Origin of the sequence: Streptomyces sp. NPDC050085 (assembly GCF_044460595.1) — a bacterium.
Classification (GTDB): domain Bacteria; phylum Actinomycetota; class Actinomycetes; order Streptomycetales; family Streptomycetaceae; genus Streptomyces.
Window position 1 is genome coordinate 48,612 of record NZ_JBITJZ010000025.1, and the last position, 22,418, is coordinate 71,029.

General features: G+C 72.3%; 12 protein-coding genes. 6 read left to right on the forward strand and 6 right to left on the reverse strand.

Annotated features, from left to right (window positions below; all coding sequences use genetic code 11):
- Positions 1-23 precede the first annotated feature (23 nt).
- From ACIBUY_RS41335 to ACIBUY_RS41345, 3 genes are all read left to right on the forward strand, one after another.
- Positions 24-6,665, forward strand: a complete 6,642-nt coding sequence (locus tag ACIBUY_RS41335) for a type I polyketide synthase (protein WP_399155439.1) — start codon at positions 24-26, stop codon at positions 6,663-6,665.
- Entirely contained in the window at positions 6,662-9,805 is a 3,144-nt protein-coding gene (locus tag ACIBUY_RS41340; RefSeq protein ID WP_399155434.1) for a type I polyketide synthase, read from the forward strand. Before ACIBUY_RS41335 ends, ACIBUY_RS41340 begins: the two co-directional genes overlap by 4 nt.
- Before the next feature lie 76 nt (positions 9,806-9,881).
- A complete protein-coding gene (locus ACIBUY_RS41345; protein ID WP_399155435.1) occupies positions 9,882-13,007 on the forward strand; it encodes an AMP-binding protein in 3,126 nt (1,041 codons plus the stop codon).
- Positions 13,008-13,023: 16 nt separating this feature from the next.
- On the opposite strand, the gene ACIBUY_RS41350 is transcribed toward ACIBUY_RS41345, so the two are convergent.
- Positions 13,024-13,779, reverse strand: coding sequence for an alpha/beta fold hydrolase (locus ACIBUY_RS41350; protein ID WP_365578386.1), 756 nt, complete (start codon positions 13,777-13,779; stop codon positions 13,024-13,026).
- Between the two features lie 246 nt (positions 13,780-14,025).
- Here ACIBUY_RS41350 and ACIBUY_RS41355 point away from each other — a divergent pair, with 246 nt between their 5' ends.
- Complete coding sequence (locus ACIBUY_RS41355) at positions 14,026-15,228, forward strand: cytochrome P450 (RefSeq protein WP_365578388.1); 1,203 nt, start codon at positions 14,026-14,028, stop codon at positions 15,226-15,228.
- Between the two features lie 119 nt (positions 15,229-15,347).
- Here ACIBUY_RS41355 and ACIBUY_RS41360 read toward each other — a convergent pair whose 3' ends face one another.
- On the reverse strand, positions 15,348-16,010 hold the full coding sequence (locus tag ACIBUY_RS41360) for a DUF4097 family beta strand repeat-containing protein (protein WP_399155436.1): 663 nt from the start codon (positions 16,008-16,010) through the stop codon (positions 15,348-15,350).
- Between the two features lie 254 nt (positions 16,011-16,264).
- Between ACIBUY_RS41360 and ACIBUY_RS41365 the strand changes: the two genes are divergently transcribed.
- The gene (locus ACIBUY_RS41365; protein ID WP_399155437.1) at positions 16,265-17,023 is read left to right on the forward strand and encodes a helix-turn-helix domain-containing protein; all 759 of its coding nucleotides are present in this window, start codon (positions 16,265-16,267) and stop codon (positions 17,021-17,023) included.
- Here ACIBUY_RS41365 and ACIBUY_RS41370 read toward each other — a convergent pair.
- Positions 16,998-18,188 carry a cytochrome P450 gene (locus ACIBUY_RS41370; protein ID WP_399155440.1) on the reverse strand — a complete coding sequence of 397 codons (1,191 nt, stop codon included), beginning with the start codon at positions 18,186-18,188 and terminating at the stop codon, positions 16,998-17,000. The two genes, ACIBUY_RS41365 and ACIBUY_RS41370, sit on opposite strands and share 26 nt — an antisense overlap.
- Before the next feature lie 411 nt (positions 18,189-18,599).
- Here ACIBUY_RS41370 and ACIBUY_RS41375 point away from each other — a divergent pair, with 411 nt between their 5' ends.
- Positions 18,600-19,292, forward strand: a complete 693-nt coding sequence (locus ACIBUY_RS41375) for a DUF4097 family beta strand repeat-containing protein (RefSeq protein WP_365578396.1) — start codon at positions 18,600-18,602, stop codon at positions 19,290-19,292.
- An 88-nt stretch (positions 19,293-19,380) separates the two neighbouring features.
- On the opposite strand, the gene ahcY is transcribed toward ACIBUY_RS41375, so the two are convergent.
- The 3 genes from ahcY to ACIBUY_RS41390 all read right to left on the reverse strand — a co-directional run.
- Positions 19,381-20,784 (reverse strand): adenosylhomocysteinase, encoded by a 1,404-nt coding sequence (gene ahcY / locus ACIBUY_RS41380; RefSeq protein WP_399155438.1) that lies wholly within the window; start codon positions 20,782-20,784, stop codon positions 19,381-19,383.
- Positions 20,774-21,631: a methylenetetrahydrofolate reductase [NAD(P)H] gene (gene metF, locus ACIBUY_RS41385; RefSeq protein WP_365580906.1), complete on the reverse strand. Its 858-nt coding sequence runs from the start codon at positions 21,629-21,631 to the stop codon at positions 20,774-20,776. The genes ahcY and metF overlap by 11 nt, the downstream gene beginning before the upstream one ends.
- The coding region (locus ACIBUY_RS41390) for a vitamin B12 dependent-methionine synthase activation domain-containing protein (protein ID WP_365580909.1) at positions 21,628-22,418 on the reverse strand (791 nt) is incomplete at its 5' end. The genes metF and ACIBUY_RS41390, both read right to left, overlap by 4 nt.

The following is a 22,418-nucleotide window of genomic DNA, read 5'->3' on the forward strand; positions in this document are numbered from 1 at the left end:
TCAGGCGGACCTCGATCGAGCTGATCGAGACCCGCAAGCGCCTCAAGGAGCTGACGGACGCCGCCGCCGAGCCGGTCGCGGTGGTCGGCGTCGCCTGCCGCTTCCCGGGCGGCGTCGCCTCTCCCGAGGACCTGTGGGACGTGGTGCGCACGGGCACGGACGCCGTCGCGGGCTTCCCCGAGGACCGCGACTGGGACCTGGAGGGCCTGTACGACCCGGACCCGGACCGGCCCAACACCTGCTACACGCGCTCGGGCGGATTCCTGTACGACGCGGGCGACTTCGACGCCGAGTTCTTCGGGATCAACCCCCGCGAGGCGCTCGCCGCCGACCCGCAGCAGCGGCTGCTCCTGGAGACGTCGTGGGAGTCGCTCGAGCGGGCCGGGATCGACCCGGGGACGCTGCGCGGCAGCGACACCGGCGTCTTCACCGGCATCGCCTACTTCGGCTACGGCAACCACTTCGCGACCCCCGAGGCCGTCTCGGGCTACGGGCAGACCGGCTCCCTGCTGAGCGTGGCCTCGGGCCGGGTCTCGTACACGCTGGGTCTCGAAGGTCCTGCCGTGTCGGTCGACACCGCGTGCTCGGCATCGCTCGTCGCCGTCCACCAGGCGGTGCAGTCGCTGCGGCAGGGCGAGTGCGGTCTCGCCCTGGCCGGTGGCGTCACGGTGATGGGAACGACGCAGGTGTTCCGGGAGTTCGCGCGGCAGCGGGGCCTGTCGGCCGACGGCCGGTGCAAGGCGTTCGCGGAGGCCGCCGACGGCACCGGGTTCGCCGAGGGCGCGGGTGTGCTGGTCCTGGAGCGCCTGTCGGACGCGCTGCGCAACGGGCGCCGGATATGGGCCGTGATCCGTGGCTCCGCGGTCAACCAGGACGGCGCGTCCAACGGCCTGACGGCGCCCAGCGGCCCGGCGCAGCAGAAGGTGATCCGGGCGGCCCTCGCGAACGCCGGTCTGTCGGCCGGTGACGTGGACGCGGTGGAGGCGCACGGCACGGGCACGACGCTGGGTGACCCGATCGAGGCGCAGGCGCTCCTGGCGACGTACGGGCAGGACCGCCCGGCCGAACAGCCTTTGTGGCTGGGCTCGTTGAAGTCCAACATCGGGCACACGCAGGCCGCCGCCGGGGTCGGCGGCATCATCAAGATGATCATGGCGATGCGGCACGGCGTGCTGCCCAGGACCCTGCACGTGGACGCCCCGTCCTCGCACGTCGACTGGTCGGCGGGGGCCGTGGAGCTGCTGACCGAGGCGCGGCCGTGGCAGCCCGACGGGCGCCCGCGCCGCGCGGGCGTCTCCAGCTTCGGGGCCAGCGGCACCAACGCCCACCTCATCCTCGAAGAGGCCCCGCAGGGCGAGCCGGCCCCCGAGCCCGCGCCCGAGTGCCAGACCGCGTCCGAGGCCGGGCCCGCACCCGCGCAGGAGCCGGCGCCCGACCCCGTGAACCTCCCCGACGGGCTCGTGCCCTGGGTCCTGTCGGCACGCTCGGAACAGGCGCTGCGGGCACAGGCGCAGAAGCTGCGCGCGTACGTCACCGATCGCGACGGGCTCGATGGGCTGGATGGGCTCGACGGGCTTGTTGACATCGGCCGGTCCCTGGTGGCGACCCGGGCGCGGTTCGACCACCGCGCGGTGGTCATCGGCCGCGACCGCGACGAACTGTTGAGCGCACTCACCGCGCTGGGCGAGGGCACCGAGGCCGCAGGGGAAGTGCACGGCGTCGCCAGGGAACTGGACGGCTGCGTCTTCATGTTCCCCGGCCAGGGCTCTCCCTGGGCCGGGGCGGCCAAGCCGTTGTACGAGGCCTTCCCCGTCTTCGCGCGCAGCCTCGACGAGATCTGCGCCCGTTTCGACGCCCATCTGCCGTTCGCCCTCAAGCCGTTGCTCCTGTCCGACGAGCCCGCCGACCCCGAGCGCACGGACATCGCGCAGCCCGCGCTGTTCACCCTCCAGGTCAGCCTGTACCGGCTCGTCGCGCAGTACGGTCCGCGGCCCGACCGCCTGATCGGGCACTCCGTCGGCGAGATCGCCGCCGCCCACGTCTCCGGGGTCCTCGACCTCGACACCGCGACGAAGCTCGTCGCCGCCCGCGGCCGGGTCATGCAGACCGTCACCGAACGCGGCGCCATGCTCGCCGTGCGCGCCTGCGAAGCCCGGATCCAGCCGCTGCTCGACGCGTACGACCGCGTCGGCATCGCCGCCGTCAACGGCCCGGAGTCCGTCGTCGTCTCGGGCCTGCGCGAGCACGTCCACGCGCTGCGGGACCGGCTCGTCGCCGAGGGCACGTCCGCGAAGCTGCTCCCCGTCGACCACGCCTTCCACTCCCCGCTGATGGACCCGGTCCTGGACGAGTTCGCCGCGGCGCTCGACGGGCTGCCGGGCGACGGCGGGCTGACGATCCCGATCGTCTCGACCCGGCTCGGCCGCGAGGCCACGCTCGGGGAACTGACGTCCGTCGCCCACTGGGTGGACCACGTCCGCGAACCCGTCCGCTTCTACGACGCCGTGGAGCAGGCCCGCGCGGCCGGGGCGCAGATCTTCCTCGAGGTGGGCCCGGGCGCCACGCTCGCGAGCATGACCGCGGAGGCCTTCGCCGCCGAGGGCGTCGACGACGTACTGGTCCTGTCGGCGTCGCGCCGCGACCGTCCTGCGGCGCGGGCGCTGCTCGGCGCGCTCGCCGGGCTGCACGTCCACGGCGGGCCGGTCGACTGGCACGCCGTGTTCGGGACGGGCCCGGTCGTGGACGTACCGACGTACGCGTTCCAGCGGCAGCACTACTGGCTCGACCTGCTGTCCGGGATGGGGTCGGCGGACGTCGCCTCCGCCGGTCTGGCCGCCCCGGGACACCCGCTGCTCGGCGCGGTGGTGGAGCACCCCGGCACCGACGAGGTGGTGTTCACCGGCCTGTGGTCGCTGCGCACCCACGACTGGCTGGCCGACCACGCGGTGTTCGGCGCCGTCGTCGTACCGGCGACGGCCCATCTGGACCTCGCCCTGTCGGTCGGCGACCACGTCGGCTGCGCGGCGGTCGAGGAACTCACCCTGGAAGTCCCGCTGATCCTGCCGGACGCGGGCGACGTACAGGTACGGATCGTCGTCGGCGCCCAGGACGAGACGGGACGCCGCGGCATCGACGTGTACTCGCGCTCCGGCGCGGACGGCGACGACGGCGACGGCGGCGCGGACGGTGCGCAGACGGCCGACTGGGTCCGGCACGCGCGCGGCACCCTGGCGGCGCGGACGGAAGCCGGGCCGGAGGCCGCGGGCGCCCGGGCCGACGACGCGCGTGCGCTCGCCGCGTGGCCGCCGGCCGGTGCCGAGCGGATCGGCATCGACGCCCTCTACGACACCTTCGCGGACGCGGGCTTCGACTACGGCCCGGCGTTCCGCGGGCTGCGCGAGGTCTGGCGCAGCGGCGACGACCTCTTCGCCCTCGCGAGCCTGCCGCAGGACGAGGGTGGCCCGGCCGACGGCGGATTCGTCGTGCATCCCGCGCTGCTCGACACCGTGCTGCACGCGGCCGTCGCCGGCGGGTTCATCGAAGTGACGGGCGAGCAGGGCTGGATGCCGTTCTCGTGGTCGGGCGTCGACCTGGCCGCGGCGTGCGGCCCCGACGTCCGGGTCCGGCTGCGCCCGTCGGGCGAGGGCGTCGTGTCCCTCACGATCGCCGACGCACACGGCCGCGCCCTCGCGCACATCGGGGCCCTGACCTTCCGCCCCGCGAGCGCCGAACAGGTGCGCGCGGCGCGCGGCGGACAGCAGCAGTCGCTGTACGAGGTGCGGTGGCGGCCGGTGCAGTCCGGTGGTTCCGAGTCCCGGGCCGGGCGGTTCGGCGTGCTCGGCACGCGGGACGGCCTGGCCGGGCGGCTGGCCGCGGCGGGCGACGACGGCGTGGCGCTGTACACGTCCTTCGACGACGCCCTCGCGGGGGAGGTGCCCGGTCAACTCGCCCTGTTCCTGGACGACTTCGTGACCGCCGACGCCGATCCGCTCACCGCGGTCGGCGACGCCGGCAAGCGCGTCCTCGACTGGGCGCAGCGCTTCCTCGCCGACGACCGGGCCGCCGGATCGAAGCTCGTCGTCCTCACCCGCCTCGCCTTCGACACCGGGGCAGGGGAACGCGTCGAGAGCCTTCCCGGCGCCTCGGTGTGGGGTCTGGTCCGCTCGGCGCAGACCGAGCACCCGGGCAGGTTCCGGCTCGTCGACCTCGACGACGATGCGGCCTCCTGGGCACGGCTCGCGGACGCGCTCGCCCTGGGCGAGGACCAACTGGCCCTGCGCCGCGGCGAGTTGCTCGTGCCGCGGCTGGCGCCCGCCGCGCCCGCCGACCACCGGCTGCCGGCCCCGGCCGACGACACCCACCGCCTCGGCATCCCGGACAAGGGCACGCTGGAGAACCTCGTCTGGGTGCCGAGCCCCGAGGTCGCCGAGCCGCTGACGAGCGGCCAGGTCCGCATCGCGGTCCGGGCCGCGGGCCTCAACTTCCGTGACGTCACGATCGCGTTGGGGCTCGTGGACCGTACGGCCATCGACGCCGGACTCGGCAGCGAGGGCGCCGGAGTCGTCCTCGAAGTCGCCGACGACGTGCCGGGCCTGGCGCCGGGAGACCGGGTGACGGGCATCTTCTCCGGTTCGTTCGGCCGCGTCGCCGTCGCCGACCACCGCATGCTCACCCCCGTCCCCGACGGCTGGAGCTTCGCCGACGCGGCGTCCATGCCGTGCACCTTCCTCACCGCGTACTACGCGCTCTTCGAGGTGATGAAGCTCAAGAAGGGCCAGCGGATCCTCATCCACGCCGCCGCCGGCGGCGTCGGGATGGCCGCCGTCCAACTCGCCCGGCACGTCGGCGCCGAGATCTACGCCACCGCGAGCCCGGCCAAGTGGCCCGCGCTGCGCGCTCAGGGCATCGACGACGAGCACCTCTCCTCCTCGCGCGACCTGGAGTTCGCCGAGAAGTTCCTGCGCACCTCGGGCGGGCGCGGGGTCGACGTCGTCCTGAACTCCCTCGCGCACTCCTTCGTCGACGCCTCCCTCACGCTGCTTCCCGAGGGCGGGGACTTCATCGAGATGGGCAAGACGGACATCCGTGACCCCGAGCGGGTGGCGGCGGACCACCCCGGGGTCGACTACCGGGCGTTCGACCTGTACGCGTCGGGCCCCGAGACGATCGAGGGCATGTTCCGCGCCGTCATGCGGCTGTTCGCCGACGGTGCGGTCCGGCTGAGCCCGGTCTCCGTGCGCGACATCCGCGACGCGCGCCGGACGTTCCGCGAGATGAGCCAGGGCCGCCACGTCGGAAAGCTGGTCTTCGACCTGGGCGACGACCTCGGCGGCGGCACCGTCCTGGTCACCGGCGGCACCGGGGGAGTGGGCTCGGTGGTGGCGCGGCACCTGGTCGCCGAACGCGGCGTCCGCAGCCTGCTGTTGACCAGCCGCCGCGGCCCGGCCGCCGACGGCGCCGCCGAACTGGTCGCCGACCTGGAGGGCGCGGGCGCCACCGTCCGCGTCGTGGCCTGCGACGTCGCCGACCGGGCGGCCGTGGCGGAGCTGCTCACGGACCTGCCCGGACGGTATCCGCTGACCGCGGTCGTGCACGCGGCGGGCGTCCTCGCGGACGGCACCGTCGAGTCCCTGACCGGCGACAGCGTCGACCGGGTGCTGCACGCCAAGGCGGGCGGCGCGCTCACCCTGCACGAGCTGACCCGGGAGCACACCCTGTCGGCGTTCATCGAGTTCTCCGCCCTGGCCGGCCAGCTCGGCAACGCGGGACAGGCCAACTACGCGGCGGCCAACGGGTTCCTGGACGGTCTCGCCGCCCAGCGCAGGGCCGCCGGCCTGCCCGGCACCTCGCTGTGCTGGGGCTGGTGGGAGCAGAGCGACGGCATGGCGGGCACCCTCGACCAGGCCGACCTGTCCCGGCTGCGGCGGATGGGCATCGCCGCGATGCCGACCACCGAGGCACTGGCCCTGTTCGACGCGGCGACCGCCCTCGACCAGGCGGTCCTCGTCCCGGCCCGCGTCGACCTCACCGCGCTGCGGGGCCGCGGCGGCGACGAACTGCCGCCGCTGCTGCGCGACCTCGTCGACAGCGGCCGCCCGCGCCGGGGCAGGACCGCCGCGGCCAAGAGCAGCGGCGGGCCCGGCCTGGCCGCGCGCCTGGCCGCCCTGTCCGCCGACGAGGCGGCCGCGGCCACCCTCGACTGGGTCCGCGAGCAGGTCGCGCTCGTCCTCGGGCACACCTCAGGCGCGGTCGTCGACGTCGACCAGGCGTTCACCACGCTCGGCTTCGACTCGCTGACCGCGGTCGAGGTCTGCAACCGCCTGTCGTCCGCGACCGGACTGCGCCTCGCGTCCACCCTCGTCTTCAGCTACCCGACACCCCGCGAACTCGCCGACCACCTGCTCGGACTGCTGCGCCCGCAGCAGGATGCGGGCCCGGCCGACGAGGACGCAGCTCTCCGCGAAGCACTGCGGAACGTCTCGGTCGAGAGCCTGCGCGCCGCGGGCCTCCTGGAGCAGGTCCTGGCCTGCGCGGGCCCGCCCGCGCCGGACGCGGACACCGCTGCGGACGGCGCTGCGGACAGCGGCGCGGACGGACTCTCGGACGGCCTGTCGGAGATGGACCTGGAAGCACTGGTCGACCTGGCTCTGGAGGAGAAGCGGTGAGCGACATGACCAACTCCGGCGATCGCCCGGCGGACGGCGGCGACCGGGTCCAGCGGGCGCTGCGCACGCTGCTCGAGGAGCGCGACCGCCTGCGGCAGGAGAACGACGCCCTCAAGGCGGGCCGCGGCGAACCGATCGCCGTGGTGTCCATGGCCTGCCGCTACCCGGGAGGCGTGGCCTCGCCCGAGGACCTGTGGGACGTGGTCCGCGAGGGCCGGGACGTCGTCGGCGCGTTCCCCGACGACCGCGGCTGGCGGGACGTGTACGACACGGACCGCGACGCGATCGGCCGTACGTACACGAACCAGGGCGGGTTCCTGGCCGACGTGGCGGGGTTCGACGCGGAGTTCTTCGGCATCAGCCCGCGCGAGGCGCTCGCCGTCGACCCCCACCACCGGCTGCTCCTGGAGACGTCGTGGGAGGCCTTCGAGCGCGCGGGCATCGTGCCCGCCCGGGTGCGCGGGGCCGAGGTCGGCGTCTTCTCCGGGGTCAGCTCGACCGAGTACGGCTGGCGTTTCCTGGAGTCGGGCAACAGCGACCTCGAGGGCTATCTGCTGTACGGCAGTTCGCTGAGCGTGGCGACCGGCCGGGTCTCGTACCAGCTGGGTCTGACCGGCCCCTCGGTGTCCCTGGACACGGCCTGCTCGTCGTCGCTCGTGGCCCTGCACATGGCGGTGCAGTCGCTGCGGTCGGGGGAGTGCTCGCTGGCCCTCGCGGGCGGGGCCCTGGTGATGTCGACGCCCGCGGCGTTCGTCGAGTTCGCCCGGCAGGAGGCACTGTCGCCCGACGGCCGCTGCAAGGCCTTCGCGGACGCGGCCGACGGCACGGGCTGGGCCGAGGGCGTCGGCGTCCTGCTCCTGGAGCGGCTCTCCGACGCCCGCCGCAACAACCACCCGGTGCTCGCGCTGGTCCGCGGCTCCGCGGTCAACCAGGACGGGGCCAGCAACGGGCTGACCGCCCCCAACGGCCGCGCCCAGGAGAAGGTGATCCGGCGGGCCCTGGCCAACGCCGGGGTCGCCGCCCGCGACGTCGACCTCGTCGAGGCGCACGGCACCGGGACCACCCTGGGCGACCCCATCGAGGCGGGCGCGCTCCTCGCGACGTACGGGCAGGACCGGGCCGAGGGCAGGCCGCTGTGGCTGGGCTCCCTGAAGTCGAACATGGGGCACGCGCAGGCCGCCGCCGGAGTCGGCGGGGTCATCAAGACCGTGCAGGCCCTGCGCCACGGCCACCTCCCCAAGAGCCTGCACGTGGACGCCCCTTCGCGGCACGTGGACTGGTCGTCCGGCGGGGTCGAGCTGCTCGCGGAGGGCCGTGAGTGGCCCCGCGGGGACGGCCCGCGGCGGGCCGGAGTGTCGTCGTTCGGCGTCAGCGGCACCAACGCGCACGTGATCCTCGAAGAGGCCCCGGCACAGGACCAGGACCAGGACCAGAAACAAGAAGCCGGGGGCGTCGTCGGCGGTCTCGTGCCGTGGCTGGTGTCCGGCAGGACCGCCAAGGCGCTGGAGCAACAGGCGCGCAAGCTGGGCGAGTTCGCCTCCGCCGGGGCGGGTCCCGACCTCGCGGGCGCCGCCTGGTCCCTGGTGGCGCAGCGGTCGCGGTTCGAGCACCGCGCGGTGGTCCTCGGGCATGACCGGGCCGAACTCGCCGACGCCCTCACGGCGTTGAGCACCGGCACGGAGTCCCCCGCGGTGGTCCGCGGGAGCACCGGGAGCCTCGGTCAGGTCGCCTTCGTGTTCCCGGGCCAGGGCTCGCAGTGGGTCGGCATGGGCCGCGAACTGTACGACGCCTTCCCGGTGTTCGCGCAGAGCCTCGACGCGTGCGCGGCCGCACTCGCCGAGTGGGTCGACTGGTCGCTGCTCGACGTGGTGCGCGGCGCGGAGGGCGCCGCCGACCTGGAGCGCGTGGACGTCGTCCAGCCCGCCCTGTTCTCGATCATGGTGTCGATGGCCGCCCTGTGGCGGTCCTGGGGCGTGGAACCGGCCGCGGTGGTCGGCCACAGCCAGGGCGAGATAGCCGCCGCCCACGTGTGCGGTGCGCTGTCCCTGCGGGACGCCGCCAAGATCGTGGCGCTGCGCAGCAAGGCCCTGGTCGATCTGATCGGGCACGGCACGATGGCGTCCGTCGCGGAGTCCGAGGCCGTGGTGGAGGAGCGGCTCGGGCCGTGGCGCGAGAAGGTCGGCGTCGCCGTCGTCAACGGGCCGCGTTCCACGGTGGTGTCCGGGGAGCCCGACGCCATCGACGAGTTCGTCGCCAAGATGCAGGCCGAGGGCGCGCAGGCCCGCAGGATCCCCGTCGCCTACGCCTCGCACTCCCACCACGTGACCCGGGTCCGTGACCAGGTGATCGGTGCGCTGGGCGACGTACACCCGAAGACGTCGGCGCTGCCCTTCTACTCGACGCTGTACGGGAAGCCGACCGACACCGCGGGCCTGAACGCCGAGTACTGGTACAACAACCTGCGCGAACGGGTCCTGTTCGAGACGTCCGTCCGGCGCCTGGCCGAGGACGGGTTCGGGGTGTTCATCGAGATGAGCCCGCACCCCGTGCTGACCGTCCCGGTGGAGGAGACGGTCGAGGACCTGGCCGGGGGCGCCGACGCGCTGGTGCTGTCGTCGACGCGGCGCGGCGGCGGCGAAGTGGCCGCCGTGCTCGGCTCGTTGGCCGCGTTCCACGTGAGGGGCGGCTCGGTGGACTGGGACGCCCTGTTCACCGCGCGCCGCCGGGTGGACCTGCCGACGTACGCCTTCCAGCGGCAGCGGTACTGGCTGAGCTCGACGCACACGACGGCGGCCGAGGTCTCCTCGTCGGAGCAGCAGCCCGCGGGCGAGGACGAGCGTCTCGTCCCGCTGTCGGAGCGGCTCGGGGGTCTGACCGCCGACGAGGCGGGGGCGCTCGTCCTCGACCACGTCGTCGCGCAGGTCGCCCTCGTGCTCGGCCACACCGGTACCGACACGGTCGGCCCCGACGACGAGTTCATGAGCCTCGGCTTCGACTCGATGCTGTCCTCGGGCCTGAGCAAGCGCCTGACCGCGTCGAGCGGACTCAAGCTGCGGGCGAACGCGGTGCTGCGCCACCCGACACCGCGGCGGATCGCCGAGCACATCACGTCCTCGCTGGCCCAGGGCGGCCCGCGATGAACGTCCACCAATCGCTGAAAACGCTCAAATCGCTGGAAACGTTCAAATCGCTGAAAACGCTGAGGGGTTGATCTGTGTGCGTACGTTCGGTGCGTCATCTGCGCATGAAGGGATGTGGCGGGCGCAGCAACTGGCTCCTGACACGCCGAACCATGCACTGACCATGTGGGACGTGGACGGCGAACTCGACGCGGCCGTCATGGAGTCGGCGTTCCTGCACGTGATGGGCGAGGCGGAGGTGCTGCGCGTCAACTTCGTCGACGAGGGAGGCGAGGGCGGAGCCGGAGGCGAGGGCGGCGGGCTGCGCCTGCGCACCCGTGAACTCGGCGACTGGCGGCCCTTCTTCCTCGACCTCAGTGACCGGGACGACCCCGAGCAGGCGGCCCGCGAGGAGCTGGCCGACCTGGTGCGGGAGCCGTTCGACCTGGCGAACGACCTGCTGCTGCGGCTCGGCGTGGTCAGGCTCGCGCCGGCCCGCTCCCTCCTGGTGATCGCCTACCACCACCTCGTCTCCGACGGGTACGGTGCGGGCGGCCTGCTCTCCAAGCGCCTCGCCGAGGTGTACACCGCGCTGCTGCGCGGGCAGGACGTGGCGCCGCTGCCGCACCCGTGGGACGCCGAGTCGTTCGCCGCCGAGGCGGTCGCCTACCGCTCCTCCGAGCAGTTCACCGAGGACAGCGCGTTCTGGCGCGACTACCTGACGGACGCGCCCGCGCCCGCGCAGGTGCCGCGCGTCGCCCTGCCCGACGCCCTGCGCGCCACCCTCAACGAGCCGCTGAGCAGCGCCGACCGCTGGTCCGAGGTGGCCGGGACCATCGGCATGGTCAGCCGCACCCTGACCGTCCCGCGCGCCGAGTCGGACGCGTGGACCGAGGCCGCGAAGGCCTCCGGCATCTGGATGTCGCAACTGCTCGCCGGGGCCGCAGCGGTCTACTTCCGGCACCGCTGCGACCGCCCGGAGTTCCTCTTCTCACTGGCCGTGGGCAACCGCATCGGGGTCGCGAGCAGGACACCCGGCCTGGCCGTGAACGTGGTGCCGGTGCGGGTGAAGGCCCCGCTGGACGCGAGCGCCGCCGACCTCGCCGACGCGATCGTCGACGAGACGTACGAGATCTCCGACCACGCGGCCTGCCACTACTCGGACATCCAGCGGGCGAGCGGCACCGCGATGAGCGGCCGCGGCAGTTACGGCGCCGTCCTGAACGTCGTCGAGTTCGCGGAGCAGCTCCACTTCGGCGACAGCCCGGCGAGCTACTCCGGCGCGACGACCGGGACCTTCGAGGAACTGTCGATCGGCGTGTACGCGGACGGCAGCCCCGACAGCGACCTGTTCATCCGGCTCGACGCTCCCGAGAGCCTGTACGACCGTGCCGAACTGCGGTTCATCGGCGAGGAGTTGATCGCGTACATCCGCGCCGTGGTGGCCGACGGCGAGCGGCCGGTCGGCGCCCTCGACCTGCTGGCGGGCGCCGACCGGGAGCGGGTGCTCACGGCCCCGGACGCGGCCGCGCCGCAGGGGACGGTCACCGGGCTGTTCGCCCGGCAGGTGCAGGAGACGCCCGACGCGGTCGCGCTGGTGTCGGGCGAATCCACCGTGTCCTACCGGGAGTTGGACGAGCGCTCGGACCGGCTGGCCGCGGCGCTGCGCTCGCGGCACGTCGCACCCGAGACGGTCGTGGCGGTGGCGCTGCCCCGGTCGGTGGAGCTGGCCGTCGCGCTGCTGGCCGTGGCGAAGGCGGGCGCGGCCCATGCGCCGGTCGACCCCGCGTCGCCCGCCGACGGGATCGCGACGCTGCTCGCCGACGCCTCGGCGGGAGCCCTGCTCACCGACGTGGCGACGGCCGGTGCGCTCGGCGACGGCCTCGCGGTGCCGGTGCTCGTGGCCGCGGACCTCGCGGCGGACGCGACGGGTGCGCCCGAGTCCGTTCCCGCGTACGAGGACGGTCTGCTGGCCGTCGTGCGCGGCACGTCAACGACCGGTGCGGACACGGCAGTCGGCGTGACGCACCGCAACGTGGTGCGGCTCGCCGGGCAGCGCGCGGAAGCCGGCCGTGGCGGCGTGCTGTGGCACGCCCCGCACGCCAGTGACGCGTTCGCCCTCGACCTGTGGGTGGCGCTCCTGAACGGCGGCCGGGCCGTCGTGGCCCCCGCCGGGGACCTCGACACCGATGCGCTGCAGGCGCCGGGCCTGTCCGCGGCGTGGCTGCCCGCGGGCCTGTTCTCCGCGATCGCGGCGCAGCGCCCCGAGGGCCTCGCCGGGCTCCGCGAGGTGTGGACCGGGGGCGAACGCGTCTCCGCGGCCGCGCTGCGCCGGGTGCGCGAGGCCTGCCCCGGCCTGACGGTCCTCGACGGCCACGTGACGACCGACGGCAGCGCCCGCTACGTGCTGGGACCGGGCCTCGCGCCGGTGCCCGTGGGAGTCACCGGCGAGTTGTACGTGGGCGGACCCGGCGTGACGCGCGGTCACCCCGGGCGGCCGGGAGCGACCGCCGAGCGGTTCGTGCCCTGCCCGTTCGGCCCGCCCGGATCGCGCATGTACCGCACGGGCGACCGGGTGCGCTGGAGCGACGACGGGCGCCTCGAGTACGTGGGCCGGGTCGGCGCCCAGTCGGACGTGCGCGGCATCCGCGTCGAGTGGGCCGAGGTCGAGGACGCACTGTCCGAGCACACCGACCTCGCGCAGGCGGCCGTGGACGCCAGGCCGGACGACACCGGGCAGCAGCGCCTCGTGGCCTACGTGGTGGCGGCGGCCGGCCGGAGCGTGTCGGCGGACGAGCTGCGCCGGTTCGCCACGGGGCGGCTGCCCGAGGTCATGGTGCCGACGGTCTTCACGGTCCTGGAGGCGCTGCCGGTGACGGCCGACGGGCGCGTGGACCGGGCGGCGCTGCCGGAGCCCGCGTTCGACGACGGGACGTACCGGGCCCCCCGCAACGACACCGAGCGGACCCTCGCCACGGCGTTCGCCGAGGTCCTCGAACTCGAACGGGTCGGCATCGACGACGACTTCTTCGACCTCGGCGGCAACTCGCTGCGGGCGATCAGGCTGACCGGCCTGATCCGGGCGGAGCTGAACCTGGAGGTGTCCATCCGCACGCTGTTCGCGGCGCGCACCATCAGTGGCCTGTCGGACATGTGGGCGGACCTCGGCCGCTCCAGCAGGCCGAAGATGCGCAGGCGGACCCGGGAGGGCGCGGTTCTCTGAGCCGTTCCCGTCGTGGTCAGGCGGGCAGGAGTGCCCCGGCGATCGTGTCCAGGACCTCCTGCTCGTGCTCCACGAGGTAGAAGTGCCCGCCGTCGTAGGTGTGCAGGGTGAACGGCCCGGTGGTGTGGTCGGCCCAGGCGCGCGCGTCGTCCTCGGTGAGCACCGTGTCGTCGCGGCCGGTGAGCATGTGCACCGGACAGCTCAGGGGCCGGCCGCCGCGGAAGCGGTAGGTCTCGGCGGCCTTGTAGTCGTTGCGGACGATGGGCAGGGCGAGGCGCAACAGGTCGCCGTCCTTGAGGATGTCGTCGTCCGTGCCGCCCAACGACCGCATCCGGGCGAGCAGTTCGGCATCCGTACCGAGGTGGACCCTGCTGAACCGCTGCCGGGACGGCGCGGGCCGGGCCGAGACGAACAGCGCCGCGGGCACCGTGCCCGACTCCTCGAGGCGGCGGGCCAGTTCGAAGGCGACGGTCGCGCCCAGGCTGTGCCCGAACAGGGCGACAGGGCCGTGCAGTTGATGCCGCAGCACGGGGAGGAGCCCGTCGGCCAGCTGCTCCACCGAGTCGAGCAGCGGTTCCCCGATCCGCTCGTGCCGTCCCGGGTACTGGACCGCGAGGACCTCGCACCGGCCGGCGAGCGCGCGGGCCATCGGGACGAAGAAGGACGCGTTGCCCCCGGCGTGCGGGAGGCAGACGAGCTGCACCGCGGCGGGCTCCGGCTGCCGGAAGCGGCGTATCCACAGCGTTTCGGGGTTCACGGTGGTCGTGGTCATGGGAGCCTGTCACCCTTTCCCTCACTGCCCCGGGAGTTCAAGGACAGGCCTCAAGGTTCTCTCGGCACGCTCCAGTCCGGCTTGAGCCGCCGGGCGTTCCTGTCCTGGTGCCAGGACAGGGAACCCGGGGCGGACAGCGGGTGCCGGCAGGGGTCCTGTCAAGGCGTATCGCCCGAACTCGCCCCGCTGCGCCCTCCCGGCAGGTCAGGCATTGTGAGGGCCCGTCAGGTGAGCGAGTGTTGCGCTATGGACACCACCCAGGCTTCGGACATCCCCACCCTGCCGGTCGATCGGCCCGGTGGCTGTCCCTTCGATCCTCCTGCCGAGCTCCGTGAGCGGCCCGCACTCGACCGGCTCACGTATCCCGACGGGCACGTCGGCTGGCTCACCACCACCCGTGACGTGACGCGTTCGGTGCTCGCCGATCCCCGGTTCAGCATCCGCTACGACCTGCTGCACCTGCCCTACGAGACCGGCACGGTCGGCCCCTACCCGCCCGCCGAGCCCGGCGACTTCACGGGGATGGACGCGCCGGAGCACGCCCGCTACCGGCGGCTGCTGGCCGGCGAGTTCACCGTGCGCCGCATCCGCAAGCTGACCGAGCGGATCGAGCAGGTCACGGCCGCCCAGCTCGACGAGATGGAGCGGGTCGGCCCGCCGACCGACCTCGTGACGGCGTTCTCGCTGCCGGTGCCCACCGCGATGATCTGCGAGATGCTCGGGGTCCCCTTCGAGGACCAGGAGGAGTTCCTGCGCCAGGCGGTCGTGATCACGGCCAGCAGGCCCGGCGAGACGATATCGCCCGAGGACTGGGCGAAGGCGGTCACCGACCTGCAGGAGTACGTCGGCAAGCTCGTCGAGAAGAAGCGCTCGCACCCCGGTGACGACATGCTCAGCGGCCTCACCAAGAGCGACCTCACCGACCAGGAACTGGCGAACATCGGTGTCATGCTGCTCGGCGCCGGCCTGGAGACCACGTCCAGCATGATCTCGCTGGGCACCTGGGCCCTGCTGAAGAATCCCGAGCAACTCGCCGCGCTGCGCGCCGACCCGTCCACGACGGAGGCCGCGGTCGAGGAACTGCTGCGCTACCTCACCATCGTGCCGGTCATCATCCGCACCGCGCTGGAGGACGTGGAGCTCGACGGGAAGCTCGTGCGCAAGGGCGAGACCGTCACGCTGCACCTGGCGCAGGCCAACCGCGACCCCAAGTACTTCGAGGCTCCGGACGGCCTGGACATCGGGCGCGACGGGGTCAGCCAGATCGCCTTCAGCCACGGCATCCACCAGTGCATCGGCCAGCAACTGGCCCGGGTCGAGCTGCGGGTGGCGCTCCCGGCGCTCCTCAACCGCTTCCCGACGCTGCGGCTCGCCGTGCCGGAGGACGAGATCGTGCAGAGCGGCACCGCCTCCATGGCCGGGGTCAAGAGCATGCCGGTCGCCTGGTGACACCCCGCACATGACGATTCCCTCCCCGCCGGGCCGAGTCGAGGCCGGGTGAGGAGGGAATCGCGGTTTTTCAGGAGTGGTTCTGCGCCGTCTGCCGACCGCCATGGCGGGGCCGCCGGTCAGAGGCTGCGGGCGGTGATGTCGCCGTTGGACGTGGTGGCGCGGATGTCGAGGGCGGAAGTGCCGTCGTTCTTCAGGGCGTTGTTGATCCGGCCGTGGGTCGTGCCGGCGTCCAGGGCGGCGGAGACTCCGGCGGCGGCGCCGACGGTGATGTCACCGGACTGCGTACGCAGGACGACCGTGCCGCCCATGGCCTCGGTGACGAGGATGTCGCCGCGGGCCGTGCTGATCTCGGCGGGCCCGCCCAGGCGGCCGACCTCGACGTCACCGTCGACGGCGGTCAGCTGCAGCCCCGCGGTCTCGTCCAGCTTGATCTGACGGTAGGCGCCCTCGAAGGCGACGTCGCCGAGGCGGCCGACCGTGCGCAGCTCCGCGCTGGCGGCCTTGGCCTGGACGCGGGAGCCGGCGGGCAGCTTCACGGTGACCTCGACGGCTCCGGTCGGGCCGAGGTACTGGTTCTTCACCGCGTTCGCGATCCGCAGGACCCCGTCCTCGAACGCGACGGTGGTCTGCTCGGCGGCCTTCACGTCGCGGCCCTTGGAGGCGCGTGCGGGCAGGACCTCGACCGTGGTGCTGGTGCGCTCGGCGGCGATGAACTGGACCCGCCCGGCGTTGACGTCGAGGACGACGGAGATCGGGGCGGAGGTGTCGAACTTCTGCATCGTGGCTCTCCTTGTACGGGCGCCTCAGAGTCTGCGCTTCGTCGTTCAGAACACTGGAAACGCTATATTGCTTTCCATATCTAGGCAACACTTCTTTTGCGTAAGCAAGGAGAACGTGCAGGTCACACGGCAATAATCGTTGCGGAGCCCTCTCGTTTAATGCAACGACCTGGACGGCGTTCGTTGCAATCACTGAGGATGAACGCTATGGTGACGGCGTTCGGAGCGCACACCACACCCACGAGGGGGCCCTGATGCCGGGAGGCAGACTCACCCAGCAGGAGCGGCAGCAGATCGCGGTGGGACTGGCCGACGGCCTGGCCTACGCCGAGATCGCCCGCCGCCTGGACCGTCCGACCTCCACCATCACGCGCGAGGTGACGCGCAACGGAGGCGCCACCGGCTACCGCGCCGACCTCGCCCACCGGGCCACCCAGCAGCGCACCCACCGCCGCCGGCAGACGGCGTCGGGACCCGGGCAGGTCTCCGCGCAGCCGTACGGGCGGGACGCGGAGGCGGTGCGCGACTACCAGGAGGCGCTCACCACGGTGTTCATGACCTCCGGCCTGCCCAAGATGATGGCCAGGGTCCTCGGCTCCCTCTACACCACCGACTCCGGCAGCCTGACCGCCTCCGACCTCGCCCAGCGCCTGGAGGTCAGTCCGGCCTCCATCTCCAAGGCGATCACGTATCTGGAGGGCCTGGCCCTCATCCGCCGCGACCGCGGCGGGCGCCGCGAGTTCTACACCGTGGACGACGACCTCTGGTACCAGTCGATGGTGCGCAGCGCCCGCGCCAACGACCAGTTCATCGAGGTGGCACGGCAGAGCGTCGGCATCCTCGGCCGCGGCACCCCGGCCGCCAACCGCCTGGAGAACGCCGCGCGCTTCCTCGACTTCGTCGGCGAAGCCCTCATCCGCGCGGCCGAACAGGGCCGCGAGGTGCTCTACACCAGGACGGACACGGCCGAGGACGGTCCCGCCGAGCCTACGGAGCCTGCTGCGTCCACGTGACCGGCAGTGCGTGGACGCCGTAGACGTTCATGTCGGTCCTGAGCCTCACCTCGGCGGCGGGCACGGCGAGTCGGAGGGTCGGGAAGCGGCGCAGCAGTCCGGCGAAGGCGGCCCGCATCTCGATGCGGGCCAGCTGCTGGCCGAGGCACTGGTGCACGCCGTGCCCGAAGGCGAGGTGGCCGCGGGCCCTGCGGTGGACGTCCAGGGTGTCGGGGTTCTCGAAGCGCCGCCCGTCATGTCCCGTGGCCAGCAGGGAGACGACGACGGTCGAGCCCTTGCCGATCGTCTCGTCACCCAGCTCGATGTCCTCGGTGGCGTACCGGAAGAAGATGTCGGCGACGGCCAGGTACCGCATGAGCTCCTCGACGGCGTCGGGCATCAGCTCCGGTTCGGCGCGCAGCGCGGCCGCCTGCTCGGGGTTCTCGAGCAGCGCGAACGCGCCGAGTCCCAGCATGTTCGCGGTGGTCTCGTGGCCCGCGATCAGCAACAGGAAGGCGACGCCGGTCAGTTCGTCGAGGGTGAGGTCGTCGCGGCGGGCCAGGTCGGACAGGATGTCCTCGCCGGGCTCGGCGCGTTTGCGCGCGACCAGGTCGGCCAGGTACGTGGTCAGCCCGGTGTAGGCGGCGATCTTCTCTTCGAGCACCACGTCCTTCTCCATGAACGTGGCCGCGTCGGCCTGGAAGCTCGTGCGGTCCTCGTAGGGGATGCCGAGCAGTTCGCAGATCACCAGCACGGGCACCGGCAGCGCGAACTCCTTGACCAGGTCGACCGGCGGGGTCAACTGCGCCATCCGCGCCAGCTGTTGCTCGGCGATGTCGTTGATGTGCCCCTCGAGCTCCTTCATGCGCTTGACGGTGAACGCGCCGGTGAGCATGCGCCGCAGCCGGGTGTGGTCCGGCGGGTCCATGGAGATGAACAGGCCCGGCACCTGCGGCTGCGGTTCGGTGGGGGCGGGCATGCCGGGAAGCTCGTACGGCATGTGGAGGACGCCGAGGTCCTGGCGGGAGCTGAACCGGGTGTCGGCCAGCAGCCGGCGGGCCTCGGCGTGGCCGGTGACCAGCCAGCCCTCGTGGCCGTCGGGGAAGACCAGCGGGCTGACGGGGCGGGTCTCGCGCAGCCGGGTCAGGTCCCGGGGCGGGTCGAAGGGGCCCGCGTCGCGGTCCATCGGGAGGCTGTGGGGGGTGGCGGGGGGCTGGCTCAAGGGTGATTCCCTTTCCGTACGGTCGAGTTGGACTCGATCACCCATCGTGGTGCACGTTGCGTGCCGTCACGGTCGGTGCCGCCCGATATGAGCCAGGTGCCGGATCTGCCTGCCGCCGCGCGCTCCGACGTTCCTCCACCGCCGCTCGAGCGGATGGGGGAAGCGTGCAGGAAGATGCACGGTCCTGAGCGTTCAGCCACAAGTGATTGCAACGTTTACGTCGCAATCTGTTGCATTAAGCTCAGGGCTGCTGCAACGATTTCTCTTCAACTACCTGCAAGAATGGCCAATACTCGCAACGTGTCTCTTGCCAGTTTTCTGAACGCAACGTAGCGTTTCCATCATCAGAAAACGACGCGCTTGAAGGAGCACACGATGACGAACAACCAGGGAACCCGCCACACGTTCGACGCCCCCGCCCCCATCGCGGCCGTCCTGGACATCCCGATCGGAAATGTCCGGTTCATCGCCACGGACCGGGCCGACGCCACCGTCGAGGTCCTGCCGGCCAACCCCTCCAAGAGCCGTGACGTGAAGGCCGCGGAGCAGGTGACGGTCGTCTTCGACAAGGGGGTCCTGCGGGTCGAGACGCCCGACGAGGTGACCCGGAAGGTCGGCCACCCCGGCACCCTCGACGTCACCGTCGAACTGCCCGCCGGTTCCCGGGTCGACGCCAAGACCTCCGTCGCCGAACTGAGCGGCGTCGGCCGCCTCGGCGACGTCACCTACGAGGGCGCCACGGGCACGGTCAAGCTCGAGGAGACCGGCAGCGCCCGGCTCACCCTCGCCACCGGGGACATCACCGTCGGCCGTGTGGACGGCCCGGCCGAAATCAGCACGCAGAAGGGCGACTTGACCGTCGCCGAGGCCGTGCAGGGCGCCGTCTCCCTGACCACGCAGCACGGCAACATCACCGTCGGCGCCGCGCAGGGCGTCTCCGCCACCTTCGACGCCAGCACCAACTACGGCCGGATCAGCAACGCGCTGAAGAACTCCGAGGGCGCCGGCGCGGGCCTGAACATCAGCGCCACCACGTCCTACGGCGACATCACCGCCAGCAGCCTCTGACGGGCGATGCCGGGAAGCGCAGCGCTCGGGCCACCCCCTGCACGGGGTGGCCCGAGCGCTGCGCTTCCCGCGTTTCGCGCGCTTGCGCTCAGTAGCGGTAGTGGTCCGGCTTGTAGGGGCCGTTGACGTCGACACCGATGTACGAGGCCTGCTCCGGGCGCAGCTCGGTGAGCTTGACGCCGAGTGCGTCCAGGTGGAGGCGGGCGACCTTCTCGTCGAGGTGCTTGGGCAGCACGTACACGTCGGTCGGGTACTCGGCCTGCTTCGTGAACAGCTCGATCTGCGCGAGGGTCTGGTCCGCGAAGCTGTTGGACATCACGAACGACGGGTGGCCGGTCGCGTTGCCCAGGTTGAGCAGGCGGCCCTCGGACAGCACGATGAGGACCTTGCCGTCGGGGAACGTCCACGTGTGGACCTGCGGCTTGACCTCGTCCTTCACGATCCCGTCGATCTTTGCGAGACCGGCCATGTCGATCTCGTTGTCGAAGTGGCCGATGTTCCCGACGATCGCCTGGTGCTTCATCTTGGCCATGTCGCTCGCCATGATGATGTCCTTGTTGCCGGTCGTCGTCACGAAGATGTCGACCTGGTCGACGACCTCGTCGAGCGTCGTGACCTGGTAGCCGTCCATCGCCGCCTGCAGCGCGCAGATCGGGTCGATCTCCGTGACGATGACGCGCGCGCCCTGGCCGCGCAGCGACTCCGCGCAGCCCTTGCCGACGTCGCCGTAGCCGAACACGAGGGCGGTCTTGCCGCCGATGAGGACGTCCGTGGCGCGGTTGATGCCGTCGATCAGGGAGTGGCGGCAGCCGTACTTGTTGTCGAACTTCGACTTCGTCACCGCGTCGTTCACATTGATCGCGGGGAACAGCAGGACACCGTCGCGCTGCATCTCGTACAGGCGGTGGACACCCGTCGTGGTCTCCTCCGTCACGCCGCGGATCTCCGACGTGATGAGCGACCAGTTGAGGGTGGAGCGCTCCAACAGGGCGCGTACGACGGCGAGTTCGTCGTTGGAGGCCTCGGGCAGCTCGCCGGTCTTCTGGTACTCGACGCCCTTGTGGACGAGGAGGGTGGCGTCACCGCCGTCGTCCAGGATCATGTTCGGGCCGCCGGTGGGCGAGTCCGGCCAGGTCAGCGCCTGCTCCGTGCACCACCAGTACTCCTCGAGCGTCTCGCCCTTCCAGGCGAACACCGGGATCCCGGCGGCGGCGATCGCGGCCGCGGCGTGGTCCTGGGTGGAGTAGATGTTGCAGGAGACCCAGCGGACCTCGGCGCCCAGGGCGACCAGGGTCTCGATGAGGACGGCCGTCTGGACCGTCATGTGCAGGGAGCCGGTGATGCGGGCCCCGGCCAGCGGCTGCGTCGCCGCGTACTCCTTGCGGATCGCCATCAGGCCCGGCATCTCGTGCTCGGCGAGGGTGATCTCCTTGCGGCCGAACTCGGCCAGGGAGAGGTCGGCGACCTTGAAGTCCGTGAACTCAGGCGACACGAATGCTCCTTGAACTGATGACGTTTCGGTGGATGTCCAGGGCCGCGGTGGACCTGTTCAGGGTGATGTAGTGCAGTCCGGGCGCGCCCTCGGCGAGGAGGCGTTCGGCCATGCCGGTGGCGTACTCGACGCCGATGCGGTGGCCCGCTTCGGGGTCGCCGTACGCGTCGGCGAGCCGGTGGGCCAGGTCGTCGGGGAAGGACGCGTCGCTGAGCTCGGCGAACCGGCGGATCTGGCGGATGTCGGTGGCGGGCATGATCTCGGGCACGATCGGGATGTCGCAGCCGGCCGCGGCCACCCGGTCGCGCAGCCGCAGATAGTCCTCGACGTGGAAGAACATCTGCGTGATCGCGTAGTCGGCGCCCGCCCGGCACTTGGCCACGAAGTGCCGGATGTCGGTGTCCCAGTCCGGGGAGCGGGGATGCCGCTCGGGGAAGGCGGCGACGCCGATGGTGAAGTTCCCCAACGAGCGTACGAGCTCCACGAGTTCGGCCGCGTGCCGGAAGCCGTCCGGGTGCGCGACCCAGGGTCCGTTCGGGTCGCCCGGGGGGTCGCCGCGCAGCACGAGGACGTCCTTGATGCCGGCGTCAGCGTAGGCGCCGATGATGTGCCGCAGCTCGGTCACCGAGTGGCCCACGGCGGTGAGGTGCGCGACCGGACGCAGCGTCGTCTGCGACTTGATCAGCCGGGTCACCTCGATGGTCCGGTCCCGCGACGATCCGCCCGCGCCGTAGGTCACGGAGACGAAGTCCGGTCGCATCGCCTCGACCTGACGGATCGTCTGCCACAGCGTCCGCTCGCCCGCGGCGGACTTCGGCGGGAAGAACTCGAAGGAAAAGGTCGTCATGCGCGGCCTCCCGCGTTGAAGTAGCTCGCCTGCGGGTGGTGGACGACGATCGCGTCCGTCGACTGCTCGGGGTGCAGCTGGAACTCCTCCGACAGCTGGACGCCGATCCGCTCGGGCCCGAGCAACTCGGCGATCTTGGCGCGGTCCGACAGCTCGGGACAGGCCGGATAGCCGAGGGAGTAGCGGCAGCCCTGGTACTCGGTGCGGAACATCGCGTCGAGCGAGCTCGGGTCGTCCGCCGCGATGCCGAGTTCGGCGCGCACGCGGGCGTGCCAGTACTCGGCGAGGGCCTCGGCCAACTGGACGGACAGGCCGTGCAGTTCGAGGTAGTCGCGGTAGGCGTTGGACGCGAACAGCTCGGCGGTCGCCTCACCGATCTTCGATCCGACGGTGACGACCTGCAGGCCCACGACGTCGACCTCGCCTGATCCCTCCGGGCGGAAGAAGTCCGCCAGGCACAGGTGCCGGCCACGGCTCTGCCGCGGGAAGGTGAACCGGGTGCGCTCGCCCCCGTGCTCGTCCAGGATGATCAGGTCGTCGTCCTTGGACACGCAGGGGAAGTAGCCGTGCACCACGGCCGCTTCGAGCATGTTCTCCGTCTGGAGCCGGTCCAGCAGACCGCGCAGGCGCGGCCGTCCCTCGCTCTCGACGAGGTCCTTGGTCAGCCCCCACTGCCCCCGGAAGAGCGCCGTCTCGTCGAGCCAGGAGGCGTACTCCTTGAGCTGGATGCCCTTGATGACGCGGGTGCCCCAGAACGGCGGCGCCGGGATCGGGTTGTCGACGGCGA